Below are 14,835 nucleotides of genomic sequence, written 5' to 3'. Positions count from 1 at the left end.
TCCTCCATTACATACGGTTATCATGCCAGAAATTCACTGGGAAGTGACTCTCTTCATGATAAGCTTCAAACTCATAACCCTTTTCTTTTAACCCTTTTAAAATTGCTGGCACAGCAGCAACTGATTGTGGGTGAATGTCATGCATTAAAATAACTTCCTGTGGTTTTGTTGCATTTGTTATTACATTTTGAGCAATTTGTGCTGCCGCTGCATCAACTTGCATTTTGTTATATTTCCAATCTAATGAATCAATTGTCCAATCCCATACTTTAAAACCGCCCTCTACTACTTTATTTCGAAGACCTTCATTTAATCCAGGCATCGAACCGTATGGTGGACGTGTTAATTTAGGTGATTTTCCAATAATATTTGCGATTAAGCTTTGATCTTCTTTCATTTCATTTACATACTCGCCATTTTTATATAACTTTGCAAAATTATGTGTCATACTATGCATACCTACATAATGACCCTCTGCATTTTCACGTTTCACTAAATCCGGAAATCCTTTTACATTCGCTCCAATTAAAAAGAACGTCGCCTTCGCATCATGCTGTTTTAACGTATTTAACAATTCAGCCGTATATTTCCCTGGGCCATCATCAAATGTAAGGTAAGCAACTTTTCTTTCTTTTCCATTAAAACGACTTGGTGCCGTTTTATTCATTTCTACTTTCGGTTGTTCACTTGCAAGCTGTACTACATTTTCTTGTTTTGCAACAGCCTTTGCTGGTGAAGTAATGGATTGAAACATGAAATACCCAATAGCTACTGCTGCAATCGCTATTAAGCCGAATACTACTCGTTTAACTTTAAAAGCTTTTTCCATTCTATCGAATTCCTCTCCCTATTAATCTTATATATAAATCACCCAATATAATTATACATCTATTTATTTTATTACACTATATAAACAGACTTTATATGTATTATAATGGGAGTTTTATCAAAATGGTTGTTCCTTTTCCTTCTTTACTTATAATAACTAAGTGTACCTCCATGAAGCTCCACCATTTTTTAACGATAGCTAAAACACCTGTAGCACGGTTATTAATCTAGTAAAATGACTGTTCTATATATGGTAAATGCTCTGTAGCAATTCCAATCCCTTCGTCTTTCACCTTTATCACTGCTTGTCCTTCTTTTTTAGTCGCTTCAATATATACTTTACCATTTTTATGTGAATATTTAATGGCATTTTGAACAATATTCAAGAAAACTTGCTTTAGCCTATTTCGATCTCCTATCAATTCAATTCGTTCTATAGTTTTGATGAATTGCATTTGCTTCTCTTCAGCATTAGGAGTTAATTGCCAAATCGTCTCCTCTAGTATATCGTATAATTGCACCTTTTGTTTATATAAATTGAAATGATTTAAGTATAAGTTTTCTAAAATAAAAAATCGTTACAGAAAAGTTACAAATCTATCTCGATAAAAAAAGATTGGCAAAGGCCAATCTTTTTTTATTATTCATTTCGAACTGGTTTTGGTGTTACACCTAAATGCTCATTTAATTTTTTCGAAATATCTTTTACATTTTTTTCGTTTGGAATGTAATAATAAATACCTCCGATACGTTTATCCGTACCTTCTATTTGCATTTTTTCCATTTCTAAATTAGATCCTGCCATATTTTTTGTAATCGCAAGCATATCATCGAAAGTTAAGTTCGTTTTCATATTTTTATCAACCGCATCAAGTAAAGAGCCCATTTTGCTAATTGATTGCACAGACATCGCTTTTTTTGCAATTGCTTCTATTACAAGTTGTTGTCTTTGTCCACGCATTGCGTCACTATCAATTTTACGCGTTCTTGCAAGTGCAAGTGCTTGTTCTCCATTTAAATGTTGGAAGCCTTTTTCTAAATGAATCATACCCGCTTGGTCTTTACTATCTTGCTCTGTGAAAGTAACAGGTACATCAATATCAATACCACCAAGTGAATCGACAATTTGTACGAATGATTCAAAGTTAAACTTCACATAATAATCAACAGGAACATTTAAAAATCTTTCCACCGTATCTCGTGTACTTTCAACACCACCAAATACGTGTGCGTGTGTAATTTTATCTAATTTCTTTCTAGATGGAATATATACACGTGAATCACGCGGAATACTTACTAATTTAACCGATTTATCATCTTTATTAATTGTTGCTAATAAAAGTGCATCTGTGCGAACAGCTTCACCATATTGACTTTTTCGCATTTCACTACCATCTACACCCATAATTAAAATAGAGATGTTATCCTTTAAAGGCTCAACTTCTTTATCACGTTTTGATGATTTATCAATTTGTGCATACGCATCACTTACAACAGCTTTTGCTTTATTATATATTAATGATCCATATCCTACTCCTCCAAAAATAAGTAGGAAAAATGGAATTAAAATGAACCATTTTATTGACCTTCTTTTAGAACGTTTTTTATTGCTTCTCGTATTTTGTTCTAATTCAGAGCTCATCTTCATTCGCCTCTCTTTCTCTTTCCCTAGTATAATGTATGTCTAGTATTCTTCATATTGAATTTCCTTTCAAACACCTTACATTTTTGTAAGGTTACATGATGAATCCAATATGTATTCCATTTCACATTATACTCTCGTGCTTATTTTTGGCAAGTCACTATTTTCCAACTTCAAATATTTAGCACTTCGCAACATTCGAAATTATAGATTTATTCGTTTCGAATCCTTCAATTTTCACCTAAAAAATTAGTAATGCAACAATACATTTCATATTATCTCTCAAGCGGTGTATACATTGTTTTCTTCCCATGATTATTAATGAAAGCGGATTTTGCTTTTAGTTTCGTCTTTTCTATTTCTATATCTTCATTCGAGAAATTCACAATAATTTTAATACCTTTTCCATAAGAAGCAGATTGAACTAATTTATCTTCTGACAAATATACAAAGTTCGTCATTTCTTCTTTTACTGCCTTTTCATGAACGTCATTCCAAACTTTCAGGTGCTGCGTAATTTCTTGTTTATGCTTATTCCACTCTACTTCATCTAAATGGTACAACGGAGGAACATTATACAATAATTCGTATAGCATACGGTTCCCTACCTCATCTTTTACTTTCAAACTTCCCCATTCCCAGTGGTGCGTTGTAATTACAGAATCATTGTATACTAATTTATATAATGGTACTGAATATACAGGGTTTAAATACACTTGTTTATATTCTTCTTTTAACGGTACTTGTTTTGCATATTTTTCTGGAACATTTTGATTCGGTGACCAATATCCGCCCACATAATACGGACTTGTTTTATTTTTCCTCATATCTTCATCGTCCCATTTAATAACCGGTGTTTCAATACCGTGAGCAAATGCAATCGTGCTACTTGCAAAGTCATTTCCGCCTTCTGAGCCAACTACCATACCTTTTTCTTGCGCAATATAATCCATTCGTTGCAATCTTGCTTTTAAATCTTGTTCTTGTGTCGTTATATGTTTGGCTGAATAGTCATCATAAATTTCACCTGTTGCATCACAATCAATAAACCATGAATTATATTTAGGTCCATTTTGTAAAATATCGTTCATTCGCTCTTTTACACTAGGAAGAGATAAAGTTGGATTTAACTTTCGCCCTCTACCTAAAAACCCTTGCACTTTTTCTCCATTTTTCTTCGTCACAGTTCCCTCTTCATATAACGATGGATCCTGAAAAGAAGCTGTATTCCAATTTTTATCAGCTTTTTCGTGAATAGAATGATAAGAATCATACGGACCAACTAAATATCCCATTTTCTTAGCTTCTGTCACGAAATCAGGCTGCATATACCCTTGTTCCCAGTTCGGTAGCCCAATCCATGCATTGTCTATTCCTGATTCTTTCATTTCCTTTATAATATCCGTTCCATCTGCCTTACCCCATTTACTTACTTCTTCAACCGCATCACCGAGCGCTGACTTTAATACATGCTTATTTAAGTTATATAACTCCATCTTCGATAAATGGTCTATCCCTTTGTTTAATAACTCACTAGCGTTCTGATCAACCTTTTGAAAAATATCATCTTTATACAATTCCTTCATTGATAATACTTCATTTACATAACGCAAAATAACATTTTTTTGGTACTTATCAATGAAATCTTGTTTACTTACTTGCTCAAACACACTCAGTTCTCCAGGCTCCGAACTATTCTTTTGAATAAGCCCTTTTATATGACTAAATACAGGACTATTTATTTGCTCTCTTATTTTAGGCCAATTTACGTTACTGTCAGACAAACCATTTTGATTCCAAAAATAAAAATGAGCAGCACCATAAAGTTTTTCAATCTCTTTATTTTTTCTAGCCTTTTCTTGTAATGTTTTAAATTCACCTTTTTGAGCAATATTATCCTTATACAGTTTAGCAATACTGACTGCATCATTATTTGTCACATATAATTGAAATCCATATGCTTTATTTTTATTTATACTCGGGAATTCATGTATAAAATCAAATCCTATTTTCGGATCCGAATGAAATTTCAATTCATTATTAAACATATTGTTCGCAATAAATACAATTGAATATTTCGAACCATTTAACGCAAAAAACTTCATAGAAAATGATTCAGCAAATGAATATGCATCATCCTTTAAAAACTTCTTCCAATTTTCATCATTACTCGGAATTTGCTTACCTTCCCATAACGGAAGTGTATAATTTTCAGCTTGTACTTTCGGCCACGTAAAGCTTTCTGCACCAGTCGATTCCACTTCAATATTTAAGTGATCTTTTTTCTTTTCTAGATTCACTTTTACTTTTTGATCTGGATATTCCCAAGATGTTCGATCCTTGTCTTTTTTTACATTCGACACCTTCATTTTCGGTAACGGCTGTGACGCCTGTTCCTTTACACCATCATGTTCTACAGTTAACATGAAAGTCTCTGGATTTACATCGTAAGTAAACTCTTTATACGTCGCTTTCTTTACTTTAGAATCTTGTACAGCCTTGTTACCTTTTACATCACACCCGACTAAAGTCGAAAATGACATCGTTGTAAGAAGACATATTGCTATCATTTTTTTCATCTTCTGCACCTCCACCACTGAATATACAGGGGCTTTGTTACAGGAATGTGGCAAAAAAATAGAACTAGCATAACGCTAGCTCTATTTTGAGTATTATAAATAAGTGTGTATGAACAACTATAATCTGCTTAAAGTATATGTAGTACAATAACCGTGTTTTTTCATCCCCACTAAATATAAAAGCAAATAATTCGAAGCCTTAACACTTATTTTTCAACTAAAAAAATAAGTGTATATAATATACCCTAAAACTAGCACTAAAATTACTAGCGCTGTACCTTTCCAATTCATACCACCCGTCATATCAACTGGACTACCTGATTCAGCTCTGTTGAATCCATCATTTAAAGAACCGGTAGGATTATTTTTCAATTCACTTTGCCTTATACGTTCTCTGTTTTCTTCTGGTGACTCTTTTTTCATACGATCACCTCCAAATTAATACACGCTTTACTAAATTATACATTATTACTTTTCTTTTATATGCCAACTGAAAAGATATTTACAACAAAAAAAGCTAGCAATGCTAGCTTTTTTATAGTTCTATATGTTCTTCTTTATTTACAGTAATTCCTCTATGATCGATTTCTAGCACACACACTTTCATAGACGTAAATACTCTCGCTAATTGCTCAGCAATTTCTTGACGCTTATCATATGGCGTTAATATAAAAATGGATGGACCTGCACCACTAAGCGCTGTGCCGTATGCTCCAAACTCTTTTGCACATTTACGAATTGAGGGTAATAGCGGTACGAGTTCTAAACGATACGGCTCGTGAAAATGATCTCTTTCCATCATTTCACCTACAACTTCCCACTTCTTTTGACAAAACGCAGCTACTAATACGTTGCTGATTGCACTAGCCTTAACTGCTTCATGAAACGGAAACACATCTGGTAATACAGATCGGCTTTCCTCTGTATTTAACTCTTCATTTGGAATAAGAGAAATTACACCTAATTCCTTACTTTCAATTCTTACAACCGAAACATTCTTTCCATCAAGTGCTCCAATTACAGTTCCTCCTAATATAGAAGCCGCAACATTATCTGGATGCCCTTCAAAATTTGTTGCAATTTGAACTTTTTGATCAGTCGTTAAGTTTAAATTGCCAAGTTGATTCGCAAGCTCTATCCCTGCTACAATTGCTGATGCACTACTTCCTAGTCCTCTTGTAAGCGGGATATTACTAGTAACTTCTATTATGTGAGGTGATAAAGAAGGACATACTTTACATGCCGTGCTAACGATTAAATTTTTATCATCTGTCGGAATTAATTCTTCAAAGGAATGGATTACTTGCCATCTATCAGCTTTTTCTTTTACCACCACATCTAAATATAATGACAAAGCTATTCCTACTGAATCAAATCCAGGTCCAACATTCGCTGTACTAGCAGGAACACGAATACTTAATGGTATCACGACATAATCACCCCTTTAATATGTTCTTTAATTTGTTCTATATTATTTGAAACACTTGCAATATCTAATGTATTAGAAGAAATTGCGATATCAGGATCTTTCAAACCGTTTCCAGTTAAAACTGCAACAACTGTCTCTCCTTTTTTGATTTTTCCAGATTGAACATGTTTAATTACACCTGCTAATGAAGCATTTGATCCTGGCTCAGCGAAAACCCCTTCCGTTTTTGCTAATAATCTATACGCATGTAAAATTTCTTCATCTGATACCATATCTATTTCACCGTGAGACTGTTCAGCAGCCTCTACTGCATATGACCAACTTGCGGGGTTACCGATACGAATCGCTGTTGCAATTGTTTCAGGTTCTTCAATGACATGTCCTTTTACAATAGCAGCTGCTCCTTCCGCTTCAAATCCGTGAATTCTTGGCTTCTTATAGCCTTTTTCTTTCTCATATTCACAGAAACCTTTCCAGTATGCTGTAATATTTCCGGCATTCCCAACAGGAATCGCTAAAACATCTGGTGCACTTTGCAACTGGTCACAAATTTCAAATGCTGCTGTCTTTTGCCCTTCAATTCGATAAGGATTCACTGAGTTTACTAATGTAATCGGCTCTTCCGCAGCAATATTTCTTACAGCCTTAAGTGCATCATCAAAATTTCCTTCTATTGAAATGATTTCAGCTCCGTAAGCGACTGCTTGCGCTAATTTTCCATGTGCAATCTTTCCTTCCGGGATTACGATTATACATTTCATTCCAAGGCGTGCCGCGTATGCTGCGGCCGATGCCGAAGTATTACCTGTTGATGCACAAATAATTGCCTCCGAACCTTCTTCTTTCGCCTTCGCAACAGCCATTACCATACCACGATCTTTAAAAGAACCTGTCGGATTCGCACCTTCGTACTTACCGTATAACTGAATCCCTAATTGTTTTGATATATTTAATAGCGGAATAAGAGGTGTATTTCCTTCCATTAAGCTAACATCAGGTGTATTTTCATTCACCGGTAAATAAGAAGCATACTGTTTTAATAATCCTTTATACATATTGTTTTTCCTCCTCAATAATGTAATAACTGTTTATTTCACTTGCGACACTTTCTATCGCTCCTAGAACTCGTTCAAATTGATACTTTGAAGTTTGATGTGTCACAACAACGACTTCTGCAAGTTCACGATTTAAAGGTAATTGAATAACTTCTTTTAAACTTACAGAATAATTAACGAAACATTCTGTTATTTTTTGCAACATCCCAGGTTCATCTCGTAATGAAATACGTAAGAAATATTTCGAAACGACTTCTTCATCCCCCTGTAATTCATACGGTTCTGGTTCTTTTAATGCGCTTTTATTTTTCTGAACTTGATTCATATTTTTAACGATTGAAATAATATCACTTACTACAGCAGAACCAGTTGGTAACTTCCCAGCTCCAGGTCCGTAAAACATTACTTCTCCTACTGCTTGACCATGAACATATACTGCATTAAATTCATTATTTACATTCGATAATGGATGATGACTTGGTAAAAGAGTCGGTTCTACACTTAAATGAATGGCTGACCCTTGTTTCTCTGCTTTACCAATTAATTTCATAGTAAATCCTAACTTTTCAGCCATTTGTAAATCTTCTTTTTCGACCTTTCGAATCCCTCTTACTTGCACATCATCTAAAGAAACATTCATCGAAAAACCTAAGTTTGCAAGAATGGCTACCTTTCTCGCCGCATCTAACCCATCTACATCCGCTGTTGGATCCGATTCTGCGAAACCTAATTTTTGTGCTTCCTGTAAAGCCTCTTCATACGACCATCCATTTTGACTCATCTTTGTTAACATGTAATTTGTTGTTCCATTTACAATTCCCATTATTTTTTCAATTTGATCTGAAGCTAATCCGTCTGTTAATCCTCTTAACACCGGAATACCGCCCGCTACACTTGCTTCATAACATAAATCACAATCATTATCGTTCGCCACTTGGAGAAGCTCTGCACCGTATACAGCCATTAAATCTTTATTTGCTGTTACGACATGTTTTTTATTTCGTAAAGCCTTAACAATATGTTGCTTTGCTTCTTCAATTCCGCCCATTACCTCTACTACAATATCAATATTTGGATCATTTAGAACTTCATCGACATGACTTGTTACTACGATTCCATCAATGCAAACATCACGTTCTTTTTCTAAGTCACGTACAACGACTGTCTTTACTTTCACTTCATACCCTGTATCAAGTGTAATTTTTTTATAATGTTCTTTCAAAATATGGACAACACCACTTCCGACCGTACCTAAGCCTAACACCCCAACATTAATAACGTTATTCATTTTCTAATCTCCTCCTACAATTTTATTTTTTATCTCTATCAATCACCTTGCTCTGCTTTTTAATCATGCAGGTGGTGGTTATTTCCGTACGTACAAATCGTTTCATTTTACTGCACCTCCTTTCAAAGTAAAAAAACACACTCATCCCTAGGAAAGGGACGAATGTGTTTTCGTGGTTCCACCCTTGTTCCAATCCAGACTTAACTCCTTCTAGATTGCTCAAGTTCAGATAACGGCTGATTCCGTCAATAATTACTAGATTACTCGTTCACTATTGAAGTTCAAAGGTGGTAAAATCATTTCTCGTGTTAGGAAGCTCACACCCTTGGCTTCCCTCTCTGTAAACCGTAAAAATGATTCCGTGTCCTTATCGTTACTTTTTCGTTCATGTTTATTTGTTAACTCATTATACTCGTATAAACAACAAAATCAATACTATTTTTTAATTATTTTTAATTTTCAATCCCTAATTCAATAAAAAAAACACACTCATCCCTAGGAAAGGGACGAATGTGTTTTCGTGGTTCCACCCTTGTTCCAATCCAGACTTAACTCCTTCTAGATTGCTCAAGTTCAGATAACGGCTGATTCCGTCAATAATTACTAGATTACTCGTTCACTATTGAAGTTCAAAGGGGGTAAAAACATTTCTCATGTTAGGAAGCTCACACCCTTGGCTTCCCTCTCTGTAAACCGTAAAAATGATTTCATGTCCTTATCATTACTTTTCGTTCATGTCTATTTGTTAACTTATTATAGTTATCAACTTTTTAAAAAGCAAGCCTATTTTTACTAACTATTTTCAAAATCTTTTTTTATTATATTTCACAATAACATTTTACAATTGCCGCTCGATTTACCTATTTTGCTATTTCTCCATTTTGTAAATCAACAGTTCATATATAAATATCCCATTCTAAAATGTGTACATATTCACCTTACAAAGATATATTAATAAAGTTTTTTAATACAATCTTTTCGTATAACTTTCTTCTAAAGAACGTGCAACATCTTCTTCTGAAGCATTCACTTTCGCATGCTCCAGCAACATTTTTGCTGCTGAAGGTAATTCTTTTTTATTTAACCAAAATTCTGAATCCCACATCTTAGAACGAATAAAAGCTTTTGCGCAATGAATATAGCATTCCTCTATTTCAACAACAATTCCAAGTAACGGATTGCGTCCATTTGCCTGCACTTCTTGCAAAATTTCTTCATCGTTTGTAATGAATGCTTGGCCGTTTATTCGGAGTGTCTCCCCAAGACCAGGGATCAAAAAGAGTAACCCTACGTGCGGATTTGAAATAATATTCAAAATGGAGTCTATACGACGGTTGCCTGGTCTTTCTGGAATAATAATTTTATTATTATTTAATACGTATACAAATCCAGGTGCGTCTCCTCTCGGCGAAGCATCACACTCTCCTAATTTATTTGCAGTACATAATACTAGAAAAGGAGATTTAGACAGAAAATCTATGCAATGATGGTCTAATGATGAAATAACTTTTTTCAAAGCTCGCTCACTTGGTCGCCCCAATATTTTTCGTAACTCTTCCTCTGTTGAAATAATCGATTTTATTTCCTTATTCTCTATCCCCACTTATACTCACCCCTTTTTCTTTATTTTCCCAAGATTCAATACAAATATTGTATAATAAAATTTGCAGAAAGGGGAATTTAAATGACAGAGTGGTTAACAATATTTGATACTGAAAGAAATATACTTGGGAAGAAATTACGTGATGAAGTGCATCGTGACGGTGATTGGCATGAAACATTTCATTGTTGGTTTGTAGAAAAAGATGCTGAAGATATGTTTTTATATTTTCAATTACGCTCTAAAAATAAAAAAGAAGCGCCGAGTATATGGGATATTACTTCAGCTGGACATATTATGCATGATGAAGATGTACAAATTGGTGGTCTTCGTGAAATTGAAGAAGAACTAGGACTTTCCTTTCAAACTACTGATTTAGCATACAAAGGTATCTTTAAAATAGATTATGAAAGTTCAAATCTTACTGATCGTGAATTTTGTCATATGTATTTTCACAATGTCATCAATACACTTTCATTTGCACCAGGTGAAGAAGTAGACGATGTGATGAAAATACATGCAACTTCTTTTCTACAACTATTAAAAAGAGAGATTTCATCTTTTACGGCTATTTCTGTTTTAAGCAATACACCGATAACAATAACATTTGAAGATATTTATCCATATGATCTTGCATACTATGAATTTGTTATAGAAAAAGGAAAAAACTTACTAGAAAATAATAGTTTATAAATAAAATAGGACTCCCATTTTAAAGTACTTGGGAGTCCTATTCTTTATAGTGGATGATTGACAATACCCGACTGATTTAAATTCCAGTTTATTTTCTCTCTTTCGATGTTTGGAACATACTTGGCAGCGTTACAAAGCGTGCCCCTTTCGTTTTTAACTGCGGAATAATTTTGTCTAGTGCCTCTACAGATCCTTGCAAATGCCCACCTGGTGTTGAATGCTGAAGTATAACACTGCCAGGAAATGAATTCCCTAACACATTATTTGTAATCGTATCAGCGCTTACTCCTTTCCAATCAACCGTATCAACACTCCATTGTACAATCATAAAATTTTGCTCTGTTGCCCACTTCAATTGATTTTCAAGTATTTCACCGTATGGCGGACGAATAAATTTCGGTGCATAACCAGCTAAACGATTTAATATTTCTTCGGTTTTCATAATTTGATTACGGTACTCAGCATCATTTACTTTCGCTAAATTTGGATGGCTATACGTATGATTGCCAATTACATGCCCTTCATTCGCAATACGTTTTACTACATTCGGAAACTTTTCTGCATTTTCACCAAGCAAGAAGAAAGTCGCCTTCGCATTATGTTGTTTTAACTTATCTAAAATTTTCGGCGTAAATTCTAAATCTGGTCCATCATCAAATGTAAGAGCGACTTCCGCTTTATTGTACGGCCCTGAAAATGCGTACGCATATTTTTCGACCCACGAAAATGGCGTCCACGATCCACGCTCATATGCTTTCATTTGTACTGTATATTTTTGAGGGATATATGTGTATGGCAATGAACTCATATAGTCTCCATAATAAAATGAGTGATATGGCATATAGGCGTACGAAACATCTCGTTCTAGTCCCCATTCATATGGGGCAAACATTTCTGACGAATAAAAATAATACATGATAAAAACCTCCCTAAAATTTCATATGTGATTCATCTGCACTTTGTTAGAGAAATTATTATTCATGAACAAAAATAAGACTGTCCATAATTAGGACAGTCTTACTGCTATATACAATTAATAAATCGATGCACTATCTTTCGGCAAAGCTTTTACATGTTTTAAATAGCTTGTCACTCTGTCATCATCACCTTGCGGGTATTGATACCCAAATGTGTTACCAATTTCGTTCGCAACTTTTCTAAATAAATCGCCCATTACAAAAAACGACTCCCAAATGTCTTCATATTCAGCATTCGAATAGGTCCTTTTAAATTGCTCCCACATATCTTTTTCAATGTATTGCTCGAGAAGCTTTCCAAACTTTCCTGCATTAACTGTAAAGTCTGTTTTCATACCAATATGCCATTCTAACATTACGATGAACATATCTCGTACTGGACCATCAAGCATTCCTTTCGCATAAGAAAGTTCTTCCCTCCATAGTCCTTTTGCCACATTCGTACTACACCACCAAAATTCATTACAGCAATCTAAAAACTCTTTTTCTGTAGGCTTTTTTATTAAGTAATCCCTATCGCTTGCTGGTGGAAATTCGTCAATACAATTATCTTTATCCAGAAGCAGTTCACTTAAACTATCTTGTCCAATGAACTTATTTATCAAATCAAAGGGAACGAGCGTTAAATCAATTCGGTTTCCATCCATAAACTGCATTAAATACGGAAATTTCCCGTCTTCATCTGGTGGAACTAATGACATTTCTTCCGGCATTTGTACAATCATTATTTCACCAAATCTATGAATCCAATTATGATTAGACGTAAAAGATTGTATATCATTTACAACATACATAATATCATAGTCTTGAAAACAATCTTTTTTCACATGTTGATTTACACGTGACCCATTCATGATGACAGCTCGAATTCTTCCATCCTCTTTTGCTGTACTAATAATTAAGTCTAACATTTCTTTTTCAGTTCTCATCTATTCCTAACCTCCAATTTTTATATAAACTTATATTTCCAAGTATGTTGGAGGTCCACGAGCTAGCTGTGTTGTACACGATACATGTTATAATTTTTGAAACATCTTTTTCATCTTTTTACCACCTTCCGTCATTCTTTTACGACTGCCATTCCAAACCCATCGTATCCTTTACTTCCGACAGTTTGAAGCGCAGTAGCACTTACACGTGGCTCTGCAGCTATTAATTCATAGAAGCGACGTATCCCTTGTACGCGAGGATCGTTACTCGTATTGTCAATAACTTCTCCTTCACGTACTACGTTATCACCAATAATTATAGTACCAGGGCGTGACAGTTTCAGTGCCCATTCAAAATAGGTAGGGTTATTTTGTTTATCAGCGTCTATAAAAATAAAATCAAATGGTTCATACTTCTCATTTTCGATTTGCTGTAAAGAATCTAAAGCTAATCCTGTTCGCACTTCAATTCTATCATTCAAATTGGCACGCTCAATATTGCTACGTGCAATTTCAGCATGCTTTTCACTTGCCTCCAATGTAACAACTCTGCCTCCAGATGGCAATCCCCTTGCAAGCCATATCGTGCTATATCCGCCTAGAGTACCAATTTCCAAAATGTTTCGAGCTCCTTGAATTTGTACTAATAGTTGCAAAAACTTCCCTTGCGTTGGCGATACATCATGTGCTGGTAAATTAGCTGCAGCGTTTGCTTGAAGTACTTCTTCTAATGTAGAATCTTTCGGTATTAATACATCACTCACATATTGATCAACAGCCGTCCATTTCTCAATCGTACTCATGTAAACACCATCCCTTTCAATATTTTTCTACTATTCACATATTATTATACAGAAAATTCTCCCTTATAAACAAAAATAAAGAAGGGACATCTACTCCATTACAGAATAAATATCCCTTCTTTTGTTTATGAAATTATCCCTTACGGATTAGTAGACCAAAGTCCTGCTGATTTAATAAATGTACGTTTATTTAATTTCAGCTGCGCTACGATAAACTCTGCAATATCTTCTGCTTGCATTACTTTATCTGGGTTTCCATCAGTTAACCCTAAATCTACAGCCATATCAGTTGCTACTGTACTTGGAGTTAAAGCTGTTACACGAATATTATGTTTGCGAACTTCCATCGCTAACGATTCTGTTAAGCCAAGAACACCAAATTTAGAAGCACTGTATGCACTTGTTACAGGTGCACCTTTTTGTCCTGCTGTAGATGAAATGTTAATAATATCACCAGATTGTTGTTCAATCATACTTGGTAAAGCTGCACGAGTTGCATAGTATACACCCATTAAGTTTACTTGAATGATTTTTTCCCAATCAGCAACGTCTAATTCTAAAAACTTACCGAACTTAGAAATACCAGCGTTATTAATTAAAATATCGATAGACCCTAAACCATTTTTTAACGTTTCAATTGAAGTCGTTACCTCTTCATATGAAGATACATCAGCAGTCGCAATAACAGCTTTTACGCCTTCTGTTTCTACTTCTTTCGCTACAGCTTTCAAGTTTTCTTCTGAACGAGCTAAAAGACCTACATTTACGCCCTCTTTCGCTAATGCGATTGCTACAGCGCGACCAATTCCTCTACCTGCTCCTGTAATTAAAGCATTTTTACCTTGTAATAATTCTGCCAAGTATAACACTCCTTAATCATCTCAGTTATGTATTATATTAAAATTGTATCTGTGTTTATGTAAAAAGGCAATGATGCACTTTCATGTGCGTAGGTTACTTATAGGTAACTATGGAAAGTTTTTATTGATAAGTCTCATGTTTTTGCCATAAT

13 protein-coding genes, 1 pseudogene and 2 other annotated features are annotated in these 14,835 nt (G+C 34.6%); of the genes and pseudogenes, 1 reads left to right on the top strand and 13 read right to left on the bottom strand.

Annotated elements, in window-relative coordinates; genetic code table 11:
- Nucleotides 1–7: 7 nt before the first annotated feature.
- The 9 genes and pseudogenes from ACSG5Z_RS02275 to ACSG5Z_RS02235 form a co-directional block, all read right to left on the bottom strand.
- Nucleotides 8–829, bottom strand: coding sequence for a peptidoglycan-N-acetylglucosamine deacetylase (locus ACSG5Z_RS02275; RefSeq protein ID WP_137015442.1), 822 nt, complete (start codon nucleotides 827–829; stop codon nucleotides 8–10).
- A 100-nt stretch (nucleotides 830–929) separates the two neighbouring features.
- Nucleotides 930–1,385, bottom strand: a pseudogene (locus tag ACSG5Z_RS02270) (sensor histidine kinase); the annotation flags it as partial.
- Nucleotides 1,386–1,468: 83 nt separating this feature from the next.
- A complete protein-coding gene (locus ACSG5Z_RS02265; RefSeq protein ID WP_000093639.1) occupies nucleotides 1,469–2,470 on the bottom strand; it encodes an LCP family protein in 1,002 nt (333 codons plus the stop codon).
- 275 nt (nucleotides 2,471–2,745) lie between these two features.
- A complete protein-coding gene (locus tag ACSG5Z_RS02260) occupies nucleotides 2,746–5,049 on the bottom strand; it encodes a glycoside hydrolase (protein ID WP_435710590.1) in 2,304 nt (767 codons plus the stop codon).
- Between the two features lie 213 nt (nucleotides 5,050–5,262).
- Nucleotides 5,263–5,472, bottom strand: a complete 210-nt coding sequence (locus tag ACSG5Z_RS02255; protein WP_088063078.1) for a DUF6366 family protein — start codon at nucleotides 5,470–5,472, stop codon at nucleotides 5,263–5,265.
- A 112-nt stretch (nucleotides 5,473–5,584) separates the two neighbouring features.
- Entirely contained in the window at nucleotides 5,585–6,478 is an 894-nt protein-coding gene (thrB, locus tag ACSG5Z_RS02250) for a homoserine kinase (RefSeq protein WP_088063077.1), read from the bottom strand.
- The gene (gene thrC, locus ACSG5Z_RS02245) at nucleotides 6,475–7,533 is read right to left on the bottom strand and encodes a threonine synthase (protein WP_000276442.1); all 1,059 of its coding nucleotides are present in this window, start codon (nucleotides 7,531–7,533) and stop codon (nucleotides 6,475–6,477) included. Before thrC ends, thrB begins: the two co-directional genes overlap by 4 nt.
- Nucleotides 7,526–8,821 carry a homoserine dehydrogenase gene (locus ACSG5Z_RS02240; RefSeq protein WP_087982880.1) on the bottom strand — a complete coding sequence of 432 codons (1,296 nt, stop codon included), beginning with the start codon at nucleotides 8,819–8,821 and terminating at the stop codon, nucleotides 7,526–7,528. Before ACSG5Z_RS02240 ends, thrC begins: the two co-directional genes overlap by 8 nt.
- Nucleotides 8,822–8,972: 151 nt before the next feature.
- Nucleotides 8,973–9,204 (bottom strand) — a binding site (T-box leader).
- Between the two features lie 116 nt (nucleotides 9,205–9,320).
- Nucleotides 9,321–9,552: a binding site (T-box leader), on the bottom strand.
- Between the two features lie 233 nt (nucleotides 9,553–9,785).
- Nucleotides 9,786–10,424, bottom strand: a complete 639-nt coding sequence (locus ACSG5Z_RS02235; RefSeq protein WP_435710589.1) for a pyridoxamine 5'-phosphate oxidase family protein — start codon at nucleotides 10,422–10,424, stop codon at nucleotides 9,786–9,788.
- Between the two features lie 81 nt (nucleotides 10,425–10,505).
- Between ACSG5Z_RS02235 and ACSG5Z_RS02230 the strand changes: the two genes are divergently transcribed.
- Nucleotides 10,506–11,114 carry an NUDIX hydrolase gene (locus tag ACSG5Z_RS02230; RefSeq protein WP_435710588.1) on the top strand — a complete coding sequence of 203 codons (609 nt, stop codon included), beginning with the start codon at nucleotides 10,506–10,508 and terminating at the stop codon, nucleotides 11,112–11,114.
- Nucleotides 11,115–11,202: 88 nt separating this feature from the next.
- Here the strand turns inward: ACSG5Z_RS02230 and ACSG5Z_RS02225 are convergent, their stop codons facing one another.
- The 4 genes from ACSG5Z_RS02225 to ACSG5Z_RS02210 form a co-directional block, all read right to left on the bottom strand.
- The gene (locus ACSG5Z_RS02225; protein WP_435710587.1) at nucleotides 11,203–12,030 is read right to left on the bottom strand and encodes a peptidoglycan-N-acetylglucosamine deacetylase; all 828 of its coding nucleotides are present in this window, start codon (nucleotides 12,028–12,030) and stop codon (nucleotides 11,203–11,205) included.
- 117 nt (nucleotides 12,031–12,147) lie between these two features.
- Nucleotides 12,148–13,020, bottom strand: a complete 873-nt coding sequence (locus tag ACSG5Z_RS02220; RefSeq protein ID WP_435710586.1) for an aminoglycoside 6-adenylyltransferase — start codon at nucleotides 13,018–13,020, stop codon at nucleotides 12,148–12,150.
- A gap of 131 nt (nucleotides 13,021–13,151) precedes the next feature.
- Complete coding sequence (locus tag ACSG5Z_RS02215; RefSeq protein WP_435710585.1) at nucleotides 13,152–13,823, bottom strand: O-methyltransferase; 672 nt, start codon at nucleotides 13,821–13,823, stop codon at nucleotides 13,152–13,154.
- 140 nt (nucleotides 13,824–13,963) lie between these two features.
- Entirely contained in the window at nucleotides 13,964–14,683 is a 720-nt protein-coding gene (locus ACSG5Z_RS02210; protein WP_435710584.1) for a 3-ketoacyl-ACP reductase, read from the bottom strand.
- Nucleotides 14,684–14,835: the final 152 nt, after the last annotated feature.

The sequence above is a fragment of the Bacillus pretiosus genome (genome assembly GCF_051294775.1).
In the GTDB taxonomy this organism is placed as follows: domain Bacteria; phylum Bacillota; class Bacilli; order Bacillales; family Bacillaceae_G; genus Bacillus_A; species Bacillus_A wiedmannii.
Note: the sequence above shows the minus strand (reverse complement) of the source record. Positions and strands in the feature narration are given on the sequence as shown.

Excerpts from the sequence above, each read along its gene's own strand:
- ACSG5Z_RS02220 (WP_435710586.1), bottom strand. The coding sequence starts at position 13,020 with ATGAGAACTGAAAAAGAAATGTTAGACTTAATTATTAGTACAGCAAAA.
- thrC (WP_000276442.1), bottom strand. The coding sequence starts at position 7,533 with ATGTATAAAGGATTATTAAAACAGTATGCTTCTTATTTACCGGTGAAT.
- ACSG5Z_RS02225 (WP_435710587.1), bottom strand. The coding sequence starts at position 12,030 with ATGTATTATTTTTATTCGTCAGAAATGTTTGCCCCATATGAATGGGGA.
- ACSG5Z_RS02265 (WP_000093639.1), bottom strand. The coding sequence starts at position 2,470 with ATGAGCTCTGAATTAGAACAAAATACGAGAAGCAATAAAAAACGTTCT.
- ACSG5Z_RS02230 (WP_435710588.1), top strand. The coding sequence starts at position 10,506 with ATGACAGAGTGGTTAACAATATTTGATACTGAAAGAAATATACTTGGG.
- ACSG5Z_RS02255 (WP_088063078.1), bottom strand. The coding sequence starts at position 5,472 with ATGAAAAAAGAGTCACCAGAAGAAAACAGAGAACGTATAAGGCAAAGT.
- ACSG5Z_RS02275 (WP_137015442.1), bottom strand. The coding sequence starts at position 829 with ATGGAAAAAGCTTTTAAAGTTAAACGAGTAGTATTCGGCTTAATAGCG.
- ACSG5Z_RS02215 (WP_435710585.1), bottom strand. The coding sequence starts at position 13,823 with ATGAGTACGATTGAGAAATGGACGGCTGTTGATCAATATGTGAGTGAT.
- ACSG5Z_RS02240 (WP_087982880.1), bottom strand. The coding sequence starts at position 8,821 with ATGAATAACGTTATTAATGTTGGGGTGTTAGGCTTAGGTACGGTCGGA.
- ACSG5Z_RS02260 (WP_435710590.1), bottom strand. The coding sequence starts at position 5,049 with ATGAAAAAAATGATAGCAATATGTCTTCTTACAACGATGTCATTTTCG.